The following is a 20,163-nucleotide window of genomic DNA, read 5'->3' on the forward strand; positions in this document are numbered from 1 at the left end:
CGACCGCTCGGGGAGGGGCCCGGCCGTTTCACAGGTTGTACTCCCGCACCACCCGTCTGGTCTGGGCGAACAGCATGCCGACGTTCACCGACTTGCGGCAGACGACCACGGCGACGACGTCCTGCTGCTCGTTCAGCCGGACGAACAGGTGGGTGAGGTTCTCGCTGTTGACGAGGATCTCCTGGAAGAAGTGCTGGTCGGTGTCGATCCCGCGGCGCTCCTTGAAGATGTCCTCGATCATGACGACCGTACGGCCCTGGAACAGGTCGAGGGTCGCGCCCGCCAGCAGGTCCAGGACCTCCGGCGGGTGGTTGTCGACGGTCTCGTACGACAGCAGCATGCCGGTGGACATGTCGACCACGCCCGAGGCGACGCAGTCGGGGGCTTCCGTCCGCAGGGACTTGACCAGGCCCATCACCTGGTCGGAGAAGCCGGGGGTCATGCGTTTGGTCGCCATGGGTCAGACACCTTCCGTTGCTTTCCCGGTCCTGGTCAGGATCGAGTCGATGCGGCGCAGGGCCGGCTGGGTCGCCTGGTGCAGCCGGTCCAGGTCCATGCCCTCGTCGCCGAGGACGACCATCAGCGCGGTGTCGCCGACGGCGTAGAGGGCCGCGCAGCCGTGGCTGCCGTAGGTCACCGTCCGGCGCAGGGTGCCCCGCTCGGCAGCGAGCGCGGTGCGCCGGGCGAGACCGAGGCCGGCGGCGGCGAGGGCGGCGAGGCCCTCCGGGTCGATGGAGTCGGCGGTGTCGGCGGCGATGAGCAGGCCGTCGGCGGCGGCGACCGCGGTGTCGGTGATTCCGGTCACCTGATCGCGCAGACCACGCATTTCCCGTGCCAGCGCTTCATGGTCCATGTCTTCAACTCCCCTATTGCTGTTCACATCTGTTCGTCCGGATCATTTGGCGGTTCCGTTCCTCAGGCGGAAGAACCATTTCCAGCTCGTTCCGGACCGTTCCGGCGCGAGCACTTCGGCGATGCCGCTGGCGCCCGGTTCACGGCGGGGCAGGGCTTGCGGTGCGGGGGGTGGTTCGGGGGGCTCGGGCGCCCGGGGGCGGACGCCGGCGCCGTCGGTGGGTATGCGGATGTGGACCGGCTCGGGCGCCGCGGCGCACTCCAGGAGCCCCTCGCCGAGCATCCGCGCCATCTCGACGGTGACGGCGTAGACGCTGCGTCCGGTGCGGAAGGCGAGGTCGCGGGCGGTGCTGCGGCCGTCGGTGCGGGTGAGCAGCTCCTGCTGGAGCGGGGTGAGCGGGCCGTCCGGCCGCTGTGCGGGCAGGGGGCGTTCGCGGTCGGGGTGCACGGGGTGGGGCAGCGCTTCGAGGGCGGCGAGCTTGCGGGCGGTGTCCTGGAGCAGCCGGCCCGCGGGTTCACCGGCCTCGACCGGCGCGAACGGGTCGGCGCCGGTCGTGCGCCGGCAGTCGTCCACCCGGCCCGCGGCGATGGCGAACATGGCGTCGTGCAGCGCCATCACGCAGACCACTCGCAGCTGGGCGTCGCCCGCGTATCCGTGGGCGACGAGCTCGGCCGCGGGCCAGTGTGCGCCACCGGACTCCCGTACCAGCGCCGCCCATTGCTCGCCGCTGACCCGGCCGGAGCGCAGCAGCAGCGCCTCGGGGCCGGGCGCACCGGGCGACTCGGCGGCTACGACGAGACCGTTGCGGAAGTGGACGGTGCCGCCCGGGGTTCCGGCGACCCGCAGTGCTCCCGTGAAGCCGTCGCGCCCACACGCGGCCAGGGCCGGTGCCAGGTGGTCGTAGCCCGACATCACTCCCCTTGGCCTCTCGCACATACGCCTGACGCGTCGCGCTGAGGAGGGAATGTTTATCAGCCGTTGGGCATATTCCGGCCGCGGATTTCCGACCTGCCTCTAGTTGACGGAAGTTGATATCGGGGGCCGTTCAAAACGCTGTGTTCGGCGCTCATTTGACCGAATGGAATGCGCCTCTTCGTCAGTCGTCGCCGTCCACCACGCGCACCGGCAGGGGCCGCAGCGCCTCGCGCAGGGCCGCCGCCAGCTCCCGGTACTCGGCGCCGCGGGCGGCGCCCGTACGCATGGCGAGGGCGATACGGCGGGTGGGGGCGGGGTCGGCGAAGCAGCCGGTGAGGAGCTGGTTGCTGCGGGTCGTCTCGACCTTGACGGCGGTACGCGGCAGCAGGGTGACGCCGAGCCCGCCGGCGACCAGCTGAACGAGAGTGGACAGCCCCGCGGCCGTGGTCGTGACCGGCGCGTCCTCACGACCCGCCTCCCGGCAGATGTCCAGGGCTTGGTCGCGCAGGCAGTGCCCCTCGTCCAGGAGCAGCAGGTTCAGTTCCTTCAGCGCCTCGCGCGGGATGCCCTCCCGGCCGCCGAGCCAGTGGTCGAGGGGGGTGACGAGCACGAAGTCCTCGTCGAACAGGGGCAGTTCGACGACGCCGGGCACGCCGAGCGGGACGGCGAGCAGCAGCAGGTCGAGGCGGCCGGTGTGCAGACCGTCGACGAGGCTGGCCGTCTGCTCCTCGTGGACCTGGAGATCGAGGTCCGGGTAGCGGTCGTGGACCAGCCGCAGCACGGTCGGCAGCAGGTAGGGCGCGACGGTCGGGATGACCCCGAGCCGGAGCGCGCCGGTGAAGGGGGCGCGTACCGCCTCCGCCTCCTCCAGCAGTGCGCCGACCTCGTCCAGCACGGCCCTGGCGCGTACGGCGAGCCGCTCGCCGGCCGGTGAGAGCAGCACCTTGCGGGTCGTACGCTCCAGGAGGGTGACGCCGAGGGTCTCCTCCAGCGCGGAGACGGCACCGGACAGCGCCGGCTGGCTCATGCCGATGGCGGCGGCCGCGTCCCGGAAGTGCAGATGCTCCGCCACGGCGGCGAAGGCCCGCAGCTGCGCCAGACTGGGCAGCCGCCTCTTGGCTCCCGCATTACCCACAGTCACTGATAAACGCCTCCGATCAACATGCCCGAGTGTAGCGATTTCTCTAATCAATGCATCCTGTGCCAGCATCGGGCTCGTCCAACCCATGAGAAGCGTCCGCGATCCGGACGCTTCTTCGCTGCAAGGAGAGCCTGTGCTCACTGTCGGTGACAAGTTCCCCGAGTTCGAACTGACCGCCTGTGTCTCGCTGGAGAAGGGCAAGGAGTTCGAGCAGATCCACCACAAGTCCTACGAGGGCAAGTGGAAGATCGTGTTTGCGTGGCCCGCCGACTTCACCTTCGTGTGCCCGACGGAGATCGCGGCCTTCGGCAAGCTGAACGAGGAGTTCGCCGACCGCGACGCCCAGATCCTCGGCTTCTCCGGTGACTCCGAGTATGTGCACCACGCCTGGCGCAAGGACCACGACGACCTGCGCGACCTGCCGTTCCCGATGCTGGCCGACACCAGGCGCGAGCTGATGCGCGACCTCGGCATCGAGGGCGAGGACGGCTTCGCCAAGCGCGCCGTCTTCATCGTCGACCCGAACAACGAGATCCAGTTCAGCATGGTGACCGCCGGCTCCGTCGGCCGTAACCCCAAGGAGGTCCTGCGGGTCCTGGACGCCCTGCAGACCGACGAGCTGTGCCCCTGCAACTGGAACAAGGGCGAGGAGACCCTCGACGCGGTCAAGCTGCTGGCCGGTGAGTGACTGACATGTCCCTCGACTCCCTGAAGTCCTCGATACCGGACTACGCCAAGGACCTGAAGCTCAACCTGGGCTCGGTCATCGGCAACTCCGACCTGCCGGCCCAGCAGTTGTGGGGCACGGTGCTGGCCACCGCCATCGCCTCGCGCTCCCCGATCGTGCTGCGCGAGCTGGAGCCGGAGGCCAAGGCGAACCTCACGCCGGAGGCGTACACGGCGGCGAAGTCCGCCGCGGCGATCATGGCGATGAACAACGTCTTCTACCGGACGCGTCACCTGCTCTCGGACCACGAGTACGGGACCATGCGCGCCGGTCTGCGGATGAACGTCATCGGCAACCCCGGTGTCGACAAGGTCGACTTCGAGCTGTGGTCCTTCGCCGTCTCCGCCATCAACGGCTGCGGCATGTGCCTGGACTCGCACGAGCAGGTGCTGCGCAAGGCGGGTGTCGACCGTGAGGTCGTCCAGGAGGCCTTCAAGATCGCCTCGGTGATCCAGGCGGTCGGCGTGACGCTGGAGAGCGAAGCGGTTCTCTCCGCGTAAGCCGCTCTACTCCGGGCCCCGTTCACCTTGGTGGACGGGGCCTTCGGCGTTGGCGTCCTCGGGAGCCGCCACCACCGCGGCCGCCGGCTGGTTGTACGCCCGCAGATACCCCACGACCGTGTTCGACACCGCCACCAGCGGCACCGCCACCACCGCGCCCCCGATCCCGGCGATCATGCCGCCCGCGGCGACCGACAGCACGACCGCCAGCGGGTGCACACGGACCGCGCGGCCCAGGATGAACGGCTGGAGGATGTGGCCCTCGATCTGCTGCACCGCAAGGACGACCACCAGCGTCATCACCGCCGTGAACACGCCCTGCGTCACCAGGGCGACCACGACCGCCAGGGCTCCGGAGGCCACCGCGCCCACCAGCGGGATGAAGGAGAACAGGAAGATGAAGACGGCCAGCGGGACGGCCATCGGCACGTCCAGGAAGTAGATGCCGATGCCGATGAAGATCGCGTCGATCAGGGCCACGATCACCGTGCCGCGCACATACGCCGTGAGCGTCCGCCACGCCGCCGGGCCGGCGCCCGCCACGCCCGGCCGGGCCGCCGCCGGGACCAGCTTCAGCGACCACTGCCAGATCCGCTTGCCGTCGTAGAGCAGGAAGAGCGTCGAGAAGGCCGCCAGCAGGATGCCGGTGAGCGCCTCGACGATGACCGTCACGCCCTCAAGGCCCGCGGAGGTGATCTCGTCGGTGTTGGCGCCGATCGTGTCGCGCAGGTTCTCGGCGATCTCGTTGATCTGCTTGTCGGTGACGTGGAAGGGGCTGTCCAGCAGCCAGTTGCGCAGCTCGTCGATGCCGTCCTGGACCTGGTCGGAGAGGTTGTCGATGTTCTCCATGACCTGCCAGGTCACGAACCAGCCCATCAGGCCCATCACCACGAAGCCCAGGACCGCGGTGAGCGCGGTCGCGAGGCCGCGCGGGACGCCGTAGCGGCGCAGGCGCGTCACCGTCGGTTCCAGCAGCGCGGTGATCAGCAGGGCGGCGACGAAGGCGAGTACGACCAGCTGGACGGCGCTGATGACCCGCATCAGCACCCAGACCGTGCCGGCCAGCACCAGCAGCCGCCAGCCGGCCTCGGCGGCGACCCGGACTCCCCACGGCACGGCGAGCGCGGGATCGGGGCGGGCGGCCTGCACGGCGGGTACACGGTCGGGGGGCGGCGGCACGTTGTCGACGGTCGCTGTCGGCTTGTCGAGGGTCGCTGTCGGCGCGGGCAACTCCTCGGTGCTCTCCCGCTCCACCTCCGCGCGACGCTCGTCCAACCGCTCTCCCATCTGGGTCAGTCCGGCGCCGAGCCGACCGAGCCACCCTGGCACTCGCGACATGATCCGTCCTCTTCCCCCGTCTGTCCCCACCACTCCCCCCTGGAGTCGTTCCGTCCGACCGTACATGGCAACAGCCCCTCACCGTAGGACGGTGAAGGGCTGTGCGAGGTTGAGCGACGAACGACGGCGGCGGGGCCTAGTACCAGTTGTTGGCCTGCCAGAACGACCAGGCGCCGCAAGGGCTGTCGTACCGCTCGTTCATGTAGTTGAGGCCCCACTTGATCTGGGTCGCCGGGTTGGTCTGCCAGTCGGAGCCGACGGACGACATCTTGGAGCCCGGCAGGGCCTGGAAAAGACCGTAGGCGCCCGAAGAGGGGTTCACGGCCTTGTAGTTCCAGCTGGACTCGTGGTCCACGATGTTGCTGAAGCACGTCCACTGGTCCGCGGGGACCATCTGGCGCGCCATCGCCTGGATCTGCTCGATGGTGTAGGAGCTCTGCACCGGGAAGCTGGAGGAGGACCGGGAGGCCTTCGCCTCGGCCTCTTCGCGCTCCTTGGCTTCCTCAGCCGCCTTGGCCGCCTTCTCGGCGGCCTCCTTCTTGTCGATCGCGGTCTGGGCCGCGGCCTTGCGGGCGGCTTCCTCCGCGTCCTTCTTGGCGCTGACGTCCGCGGCGATGGCCTGGACGTTGGCCTGCTGCGTCAGGGACGCGGTCTGAACCTGGGCCTGCTGGCCCGCGGGTATGTCCGCGAGGAGCGTCGCGTCGGCTGCCGTCGCTTCGGCGTCGTTGTTCTGCGCGGTGCTGCCCGAGGCAACGCCGACGACGCTTCCGACAGCGGTGACCGCGGTGGCCGAGGCCACTGCGAATCCCCGGACCGAAATCCGGCTCACACGGTTTCCTTCCAGCATCGCCCGCTTCGGTGACCCTGGCGGACGCAATCGTGCCCTTGACACTGGCCTCCCAACTGCGGGGTCACGGGAGGCACGGGCCCGGTGGGCAACTCCCGCGAGGGGAGCGCCGCGTGGTGCGCGGGCGGCATACGACTTCGCTATGGAGTTAGCGGTGTTACTCAAGTTGTGCCGTACCGCTGGGGGTACAGGTGTGTCGTATGCGGGGCCTGACAGGAGTGAGACTCTGCCGTAACCGGACGCCGCAAGGCAATTCTGTGTTGCGTGTGAAAGCTCACACCTCGTTTGTCCCAGGTGATTCACGGAAAGCCGCACGCACCAAGACGCCGCCCGGCTAGGCTCTACGCCTTTCCGGACGGCGCCAACTGGTGGAGAAGACCTCAGATTTGGCCGTCTTCGAGCATTTCGGTCACAAGGGCCGCGATCTGGGACCTCTCGGACCTCGTCAGCGTGACGTGGGCAAAGAGGGGATGCCCCTTCAGCTTCTCCACGACGGCGACGACACCGTCGTAGCGACCGACGCGCAGATTGTCCCGCTGGGCCACGTCATGGGTGAGAACCACCCGCGAATTGGCACCAATTCGGGACAGAACGGTCAGCAGGACATTCCGTTCCAGCGACTGCGCCTCGTCCACGATCACAAACGCGTCGTGCAGCGAGCGACCCCGGATATGGGTGAGCGGCAGGACCTCCAGCATGCCGCGCGCGGTGACCTCTTCGATGACCTCGCGGCTGGTGACCGCGGACAGCGTGTCGAAGACCGCCTGCGCCCAGGGGCTCATCTTCTCGGCCTCGGAGCCCGGGAGATAACCGAGCTCCTGCCCGCCCACCGCGTACAGCGGCCGGAAGACCATGACCTTCTGGTGCTGGCGGCGCTCCAGCACCGCCTCCAGACCCGCGCACAGCGCGAGCGCCGACTTGCCCGTGCCGGCCCGGCCGCCCATCGACACGATTCCCACGTCCGGGTCGAGGAGCAGATCGAGCGCGATCCGCTGCTCGGCGCTGCGGCCCTTGATGCCGAAGGCCTCCCGATCGCCGCGCACGAGGCGGACGTTGCCCTCGGGAGTGATGCGCCCGAGCGCCTTGCCCCGCTCCGACTGGATCGTCAGCCCGGTGTGGACGGGCAGTTCGGAGGCCTCGGGGACGTAGAGGTGGCCTTCCTCGAAGAGGATGTCCACCTGCTCCCCGGGCAGGGTCAGTTCGGACATTCCGGTCCAGCCGGAGGAGTCCGTGATGGCGAGCTCGGCGCGGTACTCCTCGGCGAGAAGACCGACGGAGGAGGCCTTGATCCTGAGCGGCAGGTCCTTCGACACGACGGTGACGTCGAACCCCTCGGCCTGCAGATTGCGGGCGACCGCGAGGATGCGGGAGTCGTTGTCCCCCAGGCGGTAGCCGGTCGGCAGAACGCTGGGGTCCGAGTGGTTGAGCTCGACACGGACGGTCCCGCCGAGGTCCCCGATCGGGATGGGGGCGTCGAGACGGCCGAACCGGACCCGGAACTCGTCGAGCAGGCGCAGCGCCTGCCGGGCGAAGTAGCCGAGTTCGGGATGGTGCCGCTTGGCCTCCAACTCCGTCACCACGACGATGGGGAGCACGACCTCGTGCTCGTCGAAGCGGCTCAGGGCGTTCGGGTCGGCCAGCAGGACGCTGGTGTCGAGAACGTAGGTGCGCCGGTCGGGCTTGCGGCGCTTTGTGCTGGTCACCACGGAAGGACGTACCCCCTCGGAAGAGGTCGGGGAGCGACGGAGAGGAGCTGGACCGGTCGACGGCCCTCGTGCACGGGCCGACAACCGGCCCTCCGCTGCTTCGTCCGTGCGGTGCGCGCACGTTCGGGCTGGTGCAAAGGGCCTCCCGGGCGGACGGCCCCGTGCCGCCCGCTGAGATCCGACACCCGTGGTTCGGGTGTCGACCTGCTTGGCTTATGCCCTCGAACAGACGCTGCCATGCCACGGCATATGACGGCGCGCTGGTGAACTCCTTGTTACTTCCGCCCCAAACGGGGTACTCCGGGTGACCGGTGGCTCGGCCGCCGTAGCGCGGTGGCTCAGCCGCCGTAACTCCGGGGCTCAGCCGCCGTCTCTGTGGCTCAGCCGCCGCGACCCGGCGCCTCAGCCGCCGTAACGGCGGTGGCGGGCCGCGTAGTCGCGCATCGCGCGCAGGAAGTCGACCTTGCGGAAGGCCGGCCAGAACACATCACAGAAGTAGTACTCGGAGTGCGCCGTCTGCCACAGCATGAAACCGGACAACCGCTGTTCGCCGCTGGTGCGGATCACAAGGTCGGGGTCTGGCTGGTCGCCCGTGTAGAGGTGGCGGCCGATCATGTCGATGTCGACGGCCTCGGCGAGCTCGTCCATCGACGTGCCCTTGTCCTGCGCGTCGAGCAGCATCGAGCGCACCGCGTCGGCGATCTCCTGCCGACCGCCGTAGCCGATGGCGACGTTGACGACTATCCCCTCTACGTGCGCGGTGGCCGCCTCGGCCTCCTTGAGGGTGGTCTGCATCTGCGCCGGCAGCAGGTCGAGGGTGCCGACGTGGTGCACGCGCCAGCGGCCGTCGGCGGCGAGGGTGCGGACGACGTCCTCGATGATGCCGAGGAGAGGGACGAGTTCTTCCTTCGCGCGGTCGAAGTTGTCGGTCGACAGCAGCCAGAGGGTGACGACTTCGACGTCCGTCTCACTGCACCAGCCGAGGAACTCCTCGATCTTCTCGGCCCCGGCCCGGTGGCCGTGCACGGTGCTGGATCCGGCAGCCTTCGCCCAGCGACGGTTGCCGTCCATGATGACGCCGATGTGCTTGGGCACCTGAGCGTGGTCCAGGTGACCTTCCACCCGGCGTGCGTACAGCCTGACCAGCAGGCCGCGCAGCTTGTCGCGCAGGTTCACGTGATTGTCAGCCCCTCCGTGCGGATCGGACGGACGCGGCCTCGACTCGGCGGCCGAGGGCGGTCTCTGCCCGGGTGGCGGTCCCCCGCGGGGTCCGAAGGCGGTCCCCAGGGCCCGAAGCCTACCCCCGTCCCGGCGGGGCACCGCCAAGGGGTGTCAGTGGGTGCCCGCGGGATGGAGGGCATGTGCGCGCGAGGTGGACGGGTCGTGTGCGGGCGGGGTGGACGGGCCAGGTACGGGCGGGGTACCGGCCGTGGCACAAAAAACGGGCCGGTCCGTGGGGGGGAGACGGACCGGCCCGAGGGGGGGTTTCCACCATAACCCTTCGTAAGTGATGCTGCGTGCATTGGCGCCGGACAACTACTCTCCGAAATCGCCCGACGACGCCCGGGTGGCCACAAAGCGCCCCTTTGATGGCGGACTCATGGCCGGAACACAGTGGATTCTCAGGGGAGATCGGGCCGGATGGGGCGGGAAGCGACGGTTTTGGCGGAGCTTGGCACCCGCTCGGCGAGTTGTCCTCGCATCCCCCACCCGGGTGACCCCGACCGCGAACGCCCGCTTGACGCCGGCGCGACCTCCCCGCCACCCCGCGTTCCCCAGGTGGGTACAGCACCGCGCAGCCCCCTCCACTGCGCGGTGCCACCCGCGTAGCTTTGCTGACGCGAATTACCTTGGTCTGAACTTACGCGAGTAACGCGAATGACGCGAGTGGCTGGCGATAACAATGTGAAAACGCGGGCCACCCTTGGATACGCAGGGTCAGCATGCCGACGAGTACACTTTGCCCGGATTTGCGCTCGCGGTAGCCCGCCCCGCCGCCGCAAGAGGACGCGATCTGTCCCCTTTCCGCCCTGGCGTCGACGTATGACGCCGACGATCTCCAGGCACGGGGCTCCTGCGGCCGGGCGCACGACGGGTCGAACGGCAGTTCCCGGCCACTCCGGATCCGGCGGGCCGCCCGCCCGCTTATCTGCCGGGCTTGCGCGCCTCGAAGAGGTGGCGGGTGCTGTGCGCGACGAAGGCCCCTTCGCTCTCCATCTGCTCATGCAGGGCGCGCAGTTGGGGTTCGTACGCCTCGACGGTGAAGCCGGGGACCATCCAGATCACCTTGCGCAGGAAGTGGACGACGGCGGCGATGTCGTGGAACTCGATGCGCAGTTCCTCCGCCCGCAGGTCGACGATCTCCAGCCCGGCGGCCTCGGCGTCTGCACGCTCCCGGTCGGGATGACGGCCGTTGCGCACCTCCTCCGGCTGGCGGCCGAGGAAGCGCTCGACGAGCTCGAAGACACTGTGCGGCCCGACGTGCTGGGCGAAGTAGGTGCCGCCGGGCTGGAGCACACGGGCGATCTCCGTCCAGGGCGCCTGCACCGGATGCCGGCTCGACACGAGGTCGAAGGTCTCGTCCGCGAAGGGCAGCGGGGCGCCCTCGGGCGAGGCGACGACCACGACGCCGCGGGGGCGCAGGAGGGCGGTGGCCTTGGCGACGTTTGGGGGCCAGCCCTCGGTGGCGGCGAGGAGGGTGGGGGGCTTGGGGGCGGGGGCCGTGGGGGCGGAGGCCTGCGGGACGGGGGCCTTCGGGACGCGGCCGAGGGCGAAGTCGAGGACCTCGCCTCCCCCGGTCTGGAGATCGAGCGCGGCGCTCGCGCGGGCGAGCCTGTCCGCCAGGGAGACGGCGTACCCCCAGCTCGGCCGCGCCTCGGTGGCCCGCCCCTCGAACCAGGAGAAGTCCCAGCCGTCGGTGGGAACGGAGGCGCCTTCGGCGACCAGGTCCTCGAACGTACGGCGGCGGCTGCCCGGTTCCTGCCCGTGCCCCTGTCCCTGTCCCTCTCGCTGTCCCATGGCGTTGATGATCGCAGGGAGATGTCGGTGGCCGCTGCTAGTTTTTCGCGGCATGACGAACTCAGACCTCAAGTCCTCGTACACGGCCGACGAGAAGGAGACTCTGCAGGCGAGCCTCGACCGGCACCGGGACGCGGTGCTGTGGAAGCTGGAGGGTCTGGACGACGAGCAGGTGCGCCGCCCGATGACACCGTCCGGCACGAACCTGCTGGGCCTGGTCAAGCATCTGGGTTCGGTGGAGTACGGCTGGTTCGTGTCGACCTTCGGCGGCGAGGTCGAGCAGCTGTGGTTCGACCCGTACACCGACCAGGACATGCGCGCGGACCAGGGCGAGACGACGGAGCAGATCGTCGAGTTCTACGGCCGTGCACGCGCCGCGGCGGACCTCACGATCGCGCGGCTGTCGCTGGAGGACCTGGGCCGGCCGGACTGGCGGGACAAGGACGTGTCCCTGCGATGGGTGCTCGTCCACATGATCGAGGAGACGGCACGGCATGCGGGGCACATGGACATCTTGCGGGAGCTGATCGACGGGGCTACTGGCGATCGGCCGACGCCGTAAGCCTCAGCACGATGTGCTCGTCCTCGCCGTGCCGGACGGTACCGGTGCGCTGGAAGCCGTACTTCTCCAGGAGCCGGACGGAGGCGGTGTTCCCGGAGTAGGGGTCGGCGTACAGGGGCCGCATCTTCTCTTTGTGCAGAAAGAGGGCGAGGGCGCGTCCCCCGACACCGCGGCCCCAGTACGACCGGCCGAGCCAGTAGCCGATGAACCGACGGTCGCCGTCCCACCAGGCGACGAGATGCCCGGCGGCCACACCGTCCACGGCGACGGTCTGCACGAGGCAGGTGTCGTCACCGAGGATGCGCTCCTTCCAGTGCCGGATGAAACGGTCCCGGGGCCGGGGCGTGAACCTCGACCGCAGAACGGCCTCGGGATCGTGCTCGTAGGCAAGGAAGGCCTCAAGGTCGGCTTCAACGACGTCGCGCAGCTGTACGGGGTCGTGGTCCGGGTCCGGGTCCGTGTCCATGCCGGGGAGTCTGGCACCCGGCACTGACAATCGAGGCGGCCGGCGTCACGGCACGAGCGGCCGTACCTCCTCGGCGACGAACCGCACGAACCCCTCCGGGTCGGGCTCGTCCCCCGTCGGCTGCAGAACGACGGCATCGGCACCCGCCTCCGCATACCGCTGCACGGCCTTGGCAACGGCACCGGCGTCTCCGGCCACCCCCAGGTCGGGAACGGAGTCGAGCCCCTCCTCCCTCAGCTCCGCGCGCAGACGGGCGGCGGCATCGGGCCCGGTGGCGGCAAGAAGATAGACAACAAGGTGGTGCGGCTCGGTCCGCCCGGCTGCCTCCCTCCCCTGCTCGATGAGCTGACGCGCCCGCCGTACGCCGTCGGGCGAGTTGGAGGCGGTCAGCAGGGTCCCGTCAGCGGCCTCACCGGCGAGGCGCAGGGAGCGGGGCCCGGTGACACCGGCGATAACGGGTGCGGGCTGCTCCGGGGGCCAGTCGAGAGCAACGTCATCGAGAGACACGTACCGCCCCTGCGTACTGAGCCGCTCCCCGCCCAACAACCCGCGCAGCGCCAGCAGATGCTCCCTCAACAAGGTCACAGGCGACTCAACCCGCGCCCCCACCTGCCCCATCCACTCCTGCACCCCATGCCCCACGGCAAGGATCGGCCGCCCGGGAAACATCCGATGCAGGCTCGCCGCCTCCATGGCCGTGACCGCAACATTCCGAAGCGGCACAGGCAACAGCCCAATCCCAACCCGAACCCGCTCGGTCCACGCGAGCGCGGCAGCGGCGGTCGAGATCCCTCCCTCCCGGAAACAGTCCTCCCAGAGCCAGAGCTGATCGAGCCCTGAGTCATCAGCGATGCGGGCGACGGATCGAAGGCGTTCGGGGGCGAGTTGGGGACGGAACACTGCGCCGAGTTCTGTCATGAGGTCTTCCTACCCGGTGGGGGCGGTGCTTGCAGGGGGTTTTCGAAGGTGATCGTCTCGGCGATCTGATGAAGAAGCGTGCGGTACTGCTCTCGACAAGCGAGTGCCACCGTACTCAGCGTGAGCACAGCCAAACGCTTGCAGTCCGGATGGGGCAGGTAGCCATGGATCTGCAGCAATGGCTGCTCCGGCAGCCCAGTCCCGACGGACGCCGTCACTGTTGCTTCGCTGAATCCTGCTGGACCACAGGGAAGTTCTCGGTATTCGACATGGCCATGACCGGTGGCCATCGCTGCACGGGCCGCCGTTGCGGCGCGAGAAGCGACAGCTGTGTCCCGCCAGGAGATGGTGAGCCAAGAGACCAGCGGCTGACCGCCACACGCGTCTGCGTCGCCTACATCATTGCGGTGCAGGCCGATCGAGCAGTGGACGGTGCCGACCTCACGGATTGCGGCCAGCAGTTGTTGGGCTTTGGCGAATTGGGCGATGAACTCCTGGCGGACCCTTTCGTCGGGGGCAGCGTCGAGAAGGGGAGAGAAGGCGATACGAAGGTCTCCAGCTGCCGCAGTGCCAGGAACAGGCAATAGGGCATCGAGAGGAAGGGCGGTGAATCCCGATGGCTCGGCAAACCACATTTCCGCGGCCGGGTCCGTGGCTGATGCGTGGAGGGCAATGGCGGGGGCAGTCATGAGCCTCGGGCTTTCAAGGTGAGACGACGGTGGAAGGGGGCGAGCCTGCAAGGCGACCACGCTCGATGTCCTCGGCAGTTGCACCCCAGGCGGCGACTTCCAAACCGCGCTCGGTCCTCATCTGTTGACGCAGAATGTGCAAGCGGCGTGGCGCCAAACCATCGCTCGTGGGTGCGGCAATGAGCCCGATGAACCGGGGGTCTCCGGCGAACCAGATCACCTCGATCTGTTCCTGCAATTCACGCTTGGCTCTCGGTGCCATCCGACGGTTCCACCACTCGGTACGCATGTGATGTGGAAAGACCAATGCCAATTCCTGGTCGGGACGGGCCGGGTTGGGAAACTCGAACCATCCGTGTTGCTTGCCATGGACCTTGGGATGTTTGGCCAAGCCGAATGTTGGGCTGCGAACGACCTGCCATGGGTACACCCGCAGGATCCTCCGCATGCGCAGTGCGGCCGGAAAGTAGAGCAACTGAAGGACTGCTCGGTACATGGTGTAGGCCAGCAGCGGCAGGAACAGAATAATGAAGCTCTGGGACAGAAGCCCGACCAGCACTACCAGCAGACCGATCCAGGCGACAGCCCAGCCGATCAGACCGACGACGTTCATGCCCATGTGCCCCATCCAGGCACGACGGGTCGGGGGGTGTTCCCAGGCGGCGGGGTGGTCGGCAGGATTCACTGGCACGCTTTCGATGCGGGGGTCAGAAGACATGGCTGACGAGGTTGAAGACACCACCGTTGTCCAGGACGAGCCTCGTTCCATCGATGCCGGCGACACTGCCGTCCTTGATTCCGTCGTCGTCCGCATCCGCCAAGGAGTTGTAGAGGCCGAAGCCACCCGTGCCCACTCCCACCAAGCTGGAGGTGGCGGCTACGGTTTTGCCGGCGGCCTCGCGCCTGGCGGCGCTGACACCTCGTACGGTCAGGCCGACCAAGGGGTTGTTCACTCGTGAGATCCCCTGCATGCCTTCCACGGTCTCCGTTCCGAGGGCCCCCAGTTTCTGCCCGAGTGTGAGGCTTCCACCCCCTGTCCGAATCGCGTTCACCAAGCCCTTCGTACCGAGAGCGACGGCGCCGACCCCGGGAAGCATTCCCATGGCATCGGCTCCGACACTGACAAGGTTGCTGAAGAAATCGGCGTCGAACTCACCATGGAAGAAGCCGTCCATCAAGGACTCCCATGTTTCGTCGTCACTCATACGCCATGCCAGCGCTGAGCCACTCAACGCTGCCGCCACGAGCATCAGAGCTGCCACCATCACAGCACCCAGAGGACCGGCGAAGATGATCGCCACAGCCGCGGCAATGCCAGCTGCGAAGCTGAGAACATCGCCGAGGTTCTCGCCCAGCCAGTCGAGTGCCTCGTCGAACAGGCCCGGCTCGTGAGGGGCGAGTTTGTTGGTTGCTTCGCGGATTTTTGTTGCTCGGTGGTTGGCCTGGGATTCGTGTTCCTGGGCGAGTTTTCTGGCTCTGTTGAGGATCTTGTCCAGGTCGGATTGAGCGTCTTCTACGTCCGTGTTGTGGTCGGACTTGTTCGCCCGCTCTTTGGCCCGGTCCAGGGCGGATCTGGCGTCCTTCGCATCGTCCTCCAGGCGCTTGGCCCGCCGCTGGAAGTCGTCCAGTTCCGTTTCCCAGCGGCTGAGTTGGGTGACCGCCTTGCGGAGCGAACGGGCGGCGTTCTTCAGGTTCCGCGGCAGTGGACCACCGTCGAGTTGCTCGCGGAAGGCGACCGCGGCGTCGCCCTTCCAGTAACTGCCGTCCAGGAGCTTGGTGACCAAGCCATGCGCGTCCTCAAGGACCTTCGCGCAGGAGGCGAGTTTGCGGTGCAGCTCGCGGATGGTCTCCGTGCTGCCCGGGACGGGGTTGAACCCCAAGTGGGTGTAGTCAGGGTTCGGGATGGCGGGCGCGGACTTCAGGCCCTGCGGCTTGTCGCGGTCCGCGCGGGATCGGGGGTCCAGCGCGGCACCGGACTGCTCGATTCCGGGAGTGAGGGTCACTTCCCGGCCCTGGCCTTCTTCAGGGCTTCCTCAAGGGCCTTGTCGACCTCCAGGTAGCTGTCCCTGCTCTTGCCGATGATCTCGGCGAGGTCCTCGGTCTGCTTGCCGATCTCCTCGGCGCCGTACTTCCACTCGTCCTGAAAGGCCTCGCAGGCGCAGTCGAGGTCGTCCGTACCGAGGCCGGTAACAGACGATTCCAGCAGCGCCTTGCGCACGCCGCTCAGTGAACTCGTCGACTTTCTGAGCGACTTCATGAAACTCGTGAGCTCGTCGCCGTCGACGGCCAGCCGGTCCGCCATGCCTCTCCGTCCCCTCTCCCGTGGATCGCACACCGCACGGAGGAACGACGGGGTCCGCCTTTCGTGGCGGAAACGTAAGTGCTCCCCTCTTTAGGGGGAGCACTTACCGGACAACGGAGGAAGAGGGAACGATCGTCAGCGGTTGACGGCCTGGATCTCCTGTACGACGACGTCCTGCTCTGCGCCGAACGTGCCGTCGGGGAGGTCGCCGCCCGCGCCGCCGGTGCCGGTCCAGGTGATCTGCCAGGTGATGGTGGCCTGGAGCGGGAATGTGCCGTCGCCCGAGGAGCGGAGGTACTTCACTCCGCAGGGCGGAGTCTGGTCCGCCTTGCCCTTGGCGTAGGGCTCGCCGATGCGCCCGTTGTTGATCTCGCAGACGCCGGAAGCCGGGTAGGTGACGGCGTCACCGGTGCCGGGCTCGATCTTGAGGGCGATCGGCTCCGCCGTTGCGGTTGCCTCCAGGCCCAGCACGGGTACGGAAGCCGTGACGGAGACCGGCTTGAACTCCGCCGCGTCCAGCCATGCCCAGGTCGGGAGGTTGACCTTGGTGGCGTTTTCGGGGGCCAGGGTCACCTCGGTGCCGGGGACGCGGATCTCGGCGTAGGCGAGTTCGGCGAGGATCTCCGGGGTGACGGCGTTCTCGATGTCGGCGGGCGGGGGGTCACCGGCGTCCACCCAGAAGTAGTCCTTGTCGCAGGAATCCCAGCCCGGGGGGTAGCTCTCGTCGACGTAGGAGCCCCACCAGTAGCCCTTGCCGGTCTTGTCCTTGTTGAAGCCCTTCTCAGGGTCCTTGGCGTTGTACTTCTCGCGCTGCTCGGCGTCCCACTCGTAGCCCGTCGACTCCGCCTGCCAGATCGGCTCCAGGTACTTCTGGAGCTGCTCGGGGGTGTACTTCGGGGCGTACCAGCAGGGCGGCGGCGACCATGACGTGCTCGACGCAAGCGCGCCGGTGGAGTCACCGCTGCCGTTCTTCGAACGGTCGAAGACGACGCCGCCGGCGGTTACGGAGACGGTGTCGCCGTTGACGTTGGCGCCGGTGTCAGGAGTAGGAGCCTGAGCGCCGCCGCCGATCGTGTTGTCGGCGAAGGCAGGGGCACCGCCCACCAAGAGCGAACCGATCGCAAGGGGCACGATCAGCGCGCGCGAAGGGGCTCTCAGGGCTGGCACTTGTCGCTCCCCCTCTGGGACTGGATCTTCTCGATGACCCAAACGCCCTTGTCGTTCTTGCGCAGCTGGGTCGTGTAGAGCACGTAGCTGTTCTTCGTGGCCGGCGTCTTGTTGACCTTCTCGGTCTCCAGGTACATGTCGTAGGCCTTGCTCTGGTCCTCGCAGTACACCAGCGAGGCGCTGTCCTTCCCGCTGACGTTGGCGGCGGCGTCGTAGTACGTGTACGCGCCGGTCACGCGAGCCTTGGCCTTGACGTATGCCTTGATGAACTCCTCGGTGCTCGCCGCGGCTTCGCCCTCGTAGTAGTAGAGGTACGCCTTGTCGAGTGCGTCCTGATTGACGATCGCCAGGTCCACGGCCTTGATGGACTGCTCGCTGTCGGAGAGAACCGCGTCCTTGTCCTCGTCGCCCGTCTTGGGCCAGTCGAAGGTGTACGACAGGTCCGACGGCAGCTCGATCTTCGGGCGGTCCTCGGTGGCCGGCTCGCTTGAGGTCGGAGACGGAGAGTTCTCGCCCCCCGTGTCGGCTCCTGCGATCTTGTCGTTGTTCTCGGGGCTGTCGTCGTCGCTCCCGCACGCGGACAGCGTCAGGGTCGCAGCGGCGGTCAGGGTGAGCGCTGCGAGGAGGGTGGGGCGGCGGTTCACGGTCGGCTCCCGGTGGGGCGAGGCTTCTCTTGAGCGAACCAAAGCTATCCAGTGGGGTGGAGTGACACCAGGGCCGGGCTTGTCAAGGGGTGTGGTGTTTGGGGGCAAAACGGCCGCCCGCGGGCGGGATTTGGCGGTAACGGTTGAGTAACGTGAGCGAACAGGGCGTTCCGCTTATGAACGTGCAAAGGAGGTGACCGTCAGGGGGTTCGGTCTACGGCCGTGCAGTCGACTTCCGGGGACGCGCCGTACGGGTCGATGGTGGTGTGGGTGCCGGTGGTACTGCCGGAGAGGCACAGCTGGCCGTCCATGATGCGCAGGTCGAGGGTGAAGTTCACCTTCTCGCCGTCGAGTTGGGGGCCGTCGATGCGTTCGTCGATGTAGCCGAGGGTGTGGAGGGTGTCGGTGACCTGCTGCGGGGTCGGGTTCGGTGTTTCCGCGAGGGCCTTCGTTATGCGGCGGGTGTGGATGTCGGCCTCGCACTCCTCCAAGGAGCTGAGTTCCGTTTCCGCCCTGTCCGTCTCCGGGGTTGTGGGCTCGGCCGAGGGCGGCGGCTCCGCCGGGAGGCCTTCGTCGGGCACGGCCAGGTCGGACGGCAGCGGTGTGGGGGGTTCCTCAGCCGGGCCACTCAGCTGCTCCTCGTGCTCCTCGGGCGGGAGAGTGGGGATGGCCAAGCCCTCCTCCTTCGCGCACGGTTCGACGAGCGTGACGAGAAGTTCCATGAAGGGGAGGAAGTCCGCGCCCTCCGTTTCGGATTCCTGGGATTCCTCGGACTCCGTGGAGCGGGGTGTGGACGCCGCCGCCACTGCCTTGTGCTCGGCTGCGGCCTTCGGGGCCGCGTCGCCCTGCCGCTCCGTGCCGCAGGCGGTCAGTGCGAGTGCGCAGAGGGCGGCGAGGGCTGCGCCGCCGTTTCGGATGCGGGAGGCGTGTGGAGTGCGGGCGGTCCGCGGGTCTTCCCCGGTGCGTCGTCTCATGCCTGAAGTTTCGGTGTGCACTGTGGGCCCGGGCATGAGTAGCGCTACTCAGATCGGGGAGGTAGTCGGGCATGGGTCGGCAATGGGCGGACGGGCGAGGGAAGTTGGTCATCGGTGGTCAGGGGCCGGGTGGTCTTGTGTCCCTTCCGCTGGAGATCGCCTCGTCCTATCGGGCCCGTACGCGGGGGCTGCTCGGGCGTGACTCCGTGGACGGCGTCCTCCTGCTCACCCCCGCCAACAGCGTCCACACCATCGGCATGCGGATCCCCATCGACGTCGCCTATCTCGACCGGCGGCTCACCGTCATCGCCGTACGCACCATGCGGCCCGGACAGCTCGGCCGACCCCGCCTACGTGCCCGGCATGTGCTGGAGGCCGAGGCCGGGGCGATGGCCGGGTGGGGGTTGCGGGTCGGGGTGCGGGTGGAGGTGGAGGCGGCGGCGTCCTGAGGCTTGCCCGGGCGAGTGAACCGCGCGACGGTGGAGGGAACTTCGGGCGCCTGGGGTGGGCGGGAGGTGACGCATGAACCTCGTTGTTGTCCTGGCGGCTCTCATACTGATCGGCACGGTGGCCGCCGCCATGGACGGCGACGATGAAGCTGCCGGATGCCTCGGATGCCTCCTGCTGGTCGTGCTCATCTTTGTCGTCGGCAGCGCCAATCAGAGTTCCTGAGCTCAGGACCCACCGCTCCCAGCCGCGTAGGCGCCGGCCCCCGCCCTCGGCAGCACCGCCCACAGGCGCGTTCCGCCGGCCGGCTCGCGGGCGTCGTCGAAGCCCCAGTCGCCGGCGCAGGCCTTCACGACGCAGGACAGGACGCGCAAGGTTGCCCGGCGGCGGGCGGCGCAGGCCGCGGCGAGGTGGGGGTTGGTGTGGCGGGGGTGGCCGTCGTAGAGGATCACACGGAGTGCGGCGTCGCGGTAGCGGAGGGATACGTAGACCTCGGCGGCGTCGGTGAAACGGCAGGCGCAGGCTGCCAGTTCGCTCACAACCATCAGTGCCGCGTCCGTCAGGTCCTCCAGGCCGTGGGCTCGAAGGACTGTGCGGGTGGTGATGCGCGCGATCGCCGGACTCTGCGGTGCGGCGGGCAGCGTGAGGCTGTAGGCGAGGGCCTCGGGAGGGGGTGGGGTGGGCGGCAGGTCCATCGACGGCGGGGGCGGGCAGGACGTCACGGTTCCGGGCATGACGGCAACTCCATTGCTGTGGGGGTGACTTGGGGCTCCGCCCGGTGGCTTGTCTCCCTGACGCGGGCCCACCCCTCCCAGGGGAGGAGGTTGCGGGCAGGCTCGCGTGATGCGCTTCCGGGGGGGGCTGGAACGCAGGGGTTCTGTAATCGACCTGTCACTGACTGTAGAGGTGAGCAGGCAACAGTGTCCAACGATTCGGGGATAATTACCCC

24 protein-coding genes are annotated in these 20,163 nt (G+C 68.4%); 5 read left to right on the forward strand and 19 right to left on the reverse strand.

Annotation, left to right across the window (positions count from 1 at the left end; translation table 11 throughout):
* Positions 1-28: 28 nt before the first annotated feature.
* The 4 genes from AB0Q90_RS32670 to AB0Q90_RS32685 form a co-directional block, all read right to left on the reverse strand.
* Positions 29-457: a hypothetical protein gene (locus tag AB0Q90_RS32670; RefSeq protein WP_363163596.1), complete on the reverse strand. Its 429-nt coding sequence runs from the start codon at positions 455-457 to the stop codon at positions 29-31.
* 3 nt (positions 458-460) lie between these two features.
* Positions 461-853 carry a roadblock/LC7 domain-containing protein gene (locus AB0Q90_RS32675; RefSeq protein WP_363163595.1) on the reverse strand — a complete coding sequence of 131 codons (393 nt, stop codon included), beginning with the start codon at positions 851-853 and terminating at the stop codon, positions 461-463.
* A gap of 42 nt (positions 854-895) precedes the next feature.
* Positions 896-1,765 (reverse strand): MarR family transcriptional regulator, encoded by an 870-nt coding sequence (locus tag AB0Q90_RS32680; RefSeq protein WP_363163594.1) that lies wholly within the window; start codon positions 1,763-1,765, stop codon positions 896-898.
* A gap of 184 nt (positions 1,766-1,949) precedes the next feature.
* Positions 1,950-2,909, reverse strand: a complete 960-nt coding sequence (locus AB0Q90_RS32685; protein WP_363163593.1) for a LysR substrate-binding domain-containing protein — start codon at positions 2,907-2,909, stop codon at positions 1,950-1,952.
* A 133-nt stretch (positions 2,910-3,042) separates the two neighbouring features.
* On the opposite strand from AB0Q90_RS32685, the gene AB0Q90_RS32690 reads away from it, so the two are divergent.
* Together AB0Q90_RS32690 and AB0Q90_RS32695 are read left to right on the forward strand one after the other, a co-directional pair.
* Positions 3,043-3,597, forward strand: coding sequence for a peroxiredoxin (locus AB0Q90_RS32690; RefSeq protein WP_363163592.1), 555 nt, complete (start codon positions 3,043-3,045; stop codon positions 3,595-3,597).
* Positions 3,598-3,602: 5 nt separating this feature from the next.
* Entirely contained in the window at positions 3,603-4,136 is a 534-nt protein-coding gene (locus AB0Q90_RS32695) for an alkyl hydroperoxide reductase (RefSeq protein ID WP_363163591.1), read from the forward strand.
* Positions 4,137-4,142: 6 nt separating this feature from the next.
* On the opposite strand, the gene AB0Q90_RS32700 is transcribed toward AB0Q90_RS32695, so the two are convergent.
* The 5 genes from AB0Q90_RS32700 to AB0Q90_RS32720 form a co-directional block, all read right to left on the reverse strand.
* Positions 4,143-5,474 (reverse strand): AI-2E family transporter, encoded by a 1,332-nt coding sequence (locus AB0Q90_RS32700; RefSeq protein WP_363163589.1) that lies wholly within the window; start codon positions 5,472-5,474, stop codon positions 4,143-4,145.
* A gap of 136 nt (positions 5,475-5,610) precedes the next feature.
* Positions 5,611-6,303, reverse strand: coding sequence for a transglycosylase SLT domain-containing protein (locus AB0Q90_RS32705; RefSeq protein ID WP_363163588.1), 693 nt, complete (start codon positions 6,301-6,303; stop codon positions 5,611-5,613).
* Between the two features lie 398 nt (positions 6,304-6,701).
* On the reverse strand, positions 6,702-8,027 hold the full coding sequence (locus AB0Q90_RS32710) for a PhoH family protein (RefSeq protein ID WP_363163587.1): 1,326 nt from the start codon (positions 8,025-8,027) through the stop codon (positions 6,702-6,704).
* A 402-nt stretch (positions 8,028-8,429) separates the two neighbouring features.
* Positions 8,430-9,203: an isoprenyl transferase gene (locus AB0Q90_RS32715; protein ID WP_363163586.1), complete on the reverse strand. Its 774-nt coding sequence runs from the start codon at positions 9,201-9,203 to the stop codon at positions 8,430-8,432.
* Positions 9,204-10,172: 969 nt separating this feature from the next.
* The gene (locus tag AB0Q90_RS32720; RefSeq protein WP_363163585.1) at positions 10,173-11,045 is read right to left on the reverse strand and encodes a methyltransferase domain-containing protein; all 873 of its coding nucleotides are present in this window, start codon (positions 11,043-11,045) and stop codon (positions 10,173-10,175) included.
* 52 nt (positions 11,046-11,097) lie between these two features.
* On the opposite strand from AB0Q90_RS32720, the gene AB0Q90_RS32725 reads away from it, so the two are divergent.
* On the forward strand, positions 11,098-11,607 hold the full coding sequence (locus AB0Q90_RS32725; RefSeq protein ID WP_363163584.1) for a DinB family protein: 510 nt from the start codon (positions 11,098-11,100) through the stop codon (positions 11,605-11,607).
* On the opposite strand, the gene AB0Q90_RS32730 is transcribed toward AB0Q90_RS32725, so the two are convergent.
* From AB0Q90_RS32730 to AB0Q90_RS32770, 9 genes are all read right to left on the reverse strand, one after another.
* Positions 11,582-12,073 (reverse strand): GNAT family protein, encoded by a 492-nt coding sequence (locus AB0Q90_RS32730; protein ID WP_363163583.1) that lies wholly within the window; start codon positions 12,071-12,073, stop codon positions 11,582-11,584. The two genes, AB0Q90_RS32725 and AB0Q90_RS32730, sit on opposite strands and share 26 nt — an antisense overlap.
* Positions 12,074-12,118: 45 nt before the next feature.
* Positions 12,119-12,991, reverse strand: a complete 873-nt coding sequence (locus AB0Q90_RS32735) for an LLM class flavin-dependent oxidoreductase (protein WP_363163582.1) — start codon at positions 12,989-12,991, stop codon at positions 12,119-12,121.
* A complete protein-coding gene (locus AB0Q90_RS32740) occupies positions 12,988-13,680 on the reverse strand; it encodes a hypothetical protein (protein ID WP_363163581.1) in 693 nt (230 codons plus the stop codon). Before AB0Q90_RS32740 ends, AB0Q90_RS32735 begins: the two co-directional genes overlap by 4 nt.
* A 13-nt stretch (positions 13,681-13,693) precedes the next feature.
* The gene (locus AB0Q90_RS32745) at positions 13,694-14,398 is read right to left on the reverse strand and encodes a hypothetical protein (RefSeq protein ID WP_363163580.1); all 705 of its coding nucleotides are present in this window, start codon (positions 14,396-14,398) and stop codon (positions 13,694-13,696) included.
* Entirely contained in the window at positions 14,388-15,683 is a 1,296-nt protein-coding gene (locus AB0Q90_RS32750) for a putative T7SS-secreted protein (protein WP_363163579.1), read from the reverse strand. The genes AB0Q90_RS32745 and AB0Q90_RS32750 overlap by 11 nt, the downstream gene beginning before the upstream one ends.
* Positions 15,680-15,982, reverse strand: a complete 303-nt coding sequence (locus tag AB0Q90_RS32755) for a hypothetical protein (RefSeq protein ID WP_363163578.1) — start codon at positions 15,980-15,982, stop codon at positions 15,680-15,682. The genes AB0Q90_RS32750 and AB0Q90_RS32755 overlap by 4 nt, the downstream gene beginning before the upstream one ends.
* A gap of 135 nt (positions 15,983-16,117) precedes the next feature.
* Positions 16,118-17,149: a hypothetical protein gene (locus AB0Q90_RS32760; protein ID WP_363163577.1), complete on the reverse strand. Its 1,032-nt coding sequence runs from the start codon at positions 17,147-17,149 to the stop codon at positions 16,118-16,120.
* The gene (locus AB0Q90_RS32765; protein WP_363163576.1) at positions 17,137-17,793 is read right to left on the reverse strand and encodes a hypothetical protein; all 657 of its coding nucleotides are present in this window, start codon (positions 17,791-17,793) and stop codon (positions 17,137-17,139) included. The genes AB0Q90_RS32760 and AB0Q90_RS32765 overlap by 13 nt, the downstream gene beginning before the upstream one ends.
* Before the next feature lie 200 nt (positions 17,794-17,993).
* Positions 17,994-18,767, reverse strand: a complete 774-nt coding sequence (locus tag AB0Q90_RS32770; RefSeq protein WP_363163575.1) for a hypothetical protein — start codon at positions 18,765-18,767, stop codon at positions 17,994-17,996.
* Between the two features lie 71 nt (positions 18,768-18,838).
* Here AB0Q90_RS32770 and AB0Q90_RS32775 point away from each other — a divergent pair, with 71 nt between their 5' ends.
* Together AB0Q90_RS32775 and AB0Q90_RS32780 are read left to right on the forward strand one after the other, a co-directional pair.
* Positions 18,839-19,216, forward strand: a complete 378-nt coding sequence (locus AB0Q90_RS32775; protein ID WP_363163574.1) for a DUF192 domain-containing protein — start codon at positions 18,839-18,841, stop codon at positions 19,214-19,216.
* Positions 19,217-19,289: 73 nt separating this feature from the next.
* Positions 19,290-19,439: a hypothetical protein gene (locus AB0Q90_RS32780; protein WP_363163573.1), complete on the forward strand. Its 150-nt coding sequence runs from the start codon at positions 19,290-19,292 to the stop codon at positions 19,437-19,439.
* A gap of 2 nt (positions 19,440-19,441) precedes the next feature.
* On the opposite strand, the gene AB0Q90_RS32785 is transcribed toward AB0Q90_RS32780, so the two are convergent.
* Positions 19,442-19,948, reverse strand: coding sequence for an ATP-binding protein (locus AB0Q90_RS32785; RefSeq protein ID WP_363163572.1), 507 nt, complete (start codon positions 19,946-19,948; stop codon positions 19,442-19,444).
* Positions 19,949-20,163 lie beyond the last annotated feature (215 nt).

The organism is Streptomyces sp. NPDC079141 (genome assembly GCF_040686775.1).
In the GTDB taxonomy this organism is placed as follows: domain Bacteria; phylum Actinomycetota; class Actinomycetes; order Streptomycetales; family Streptomycetaceae; genus Streptomyces.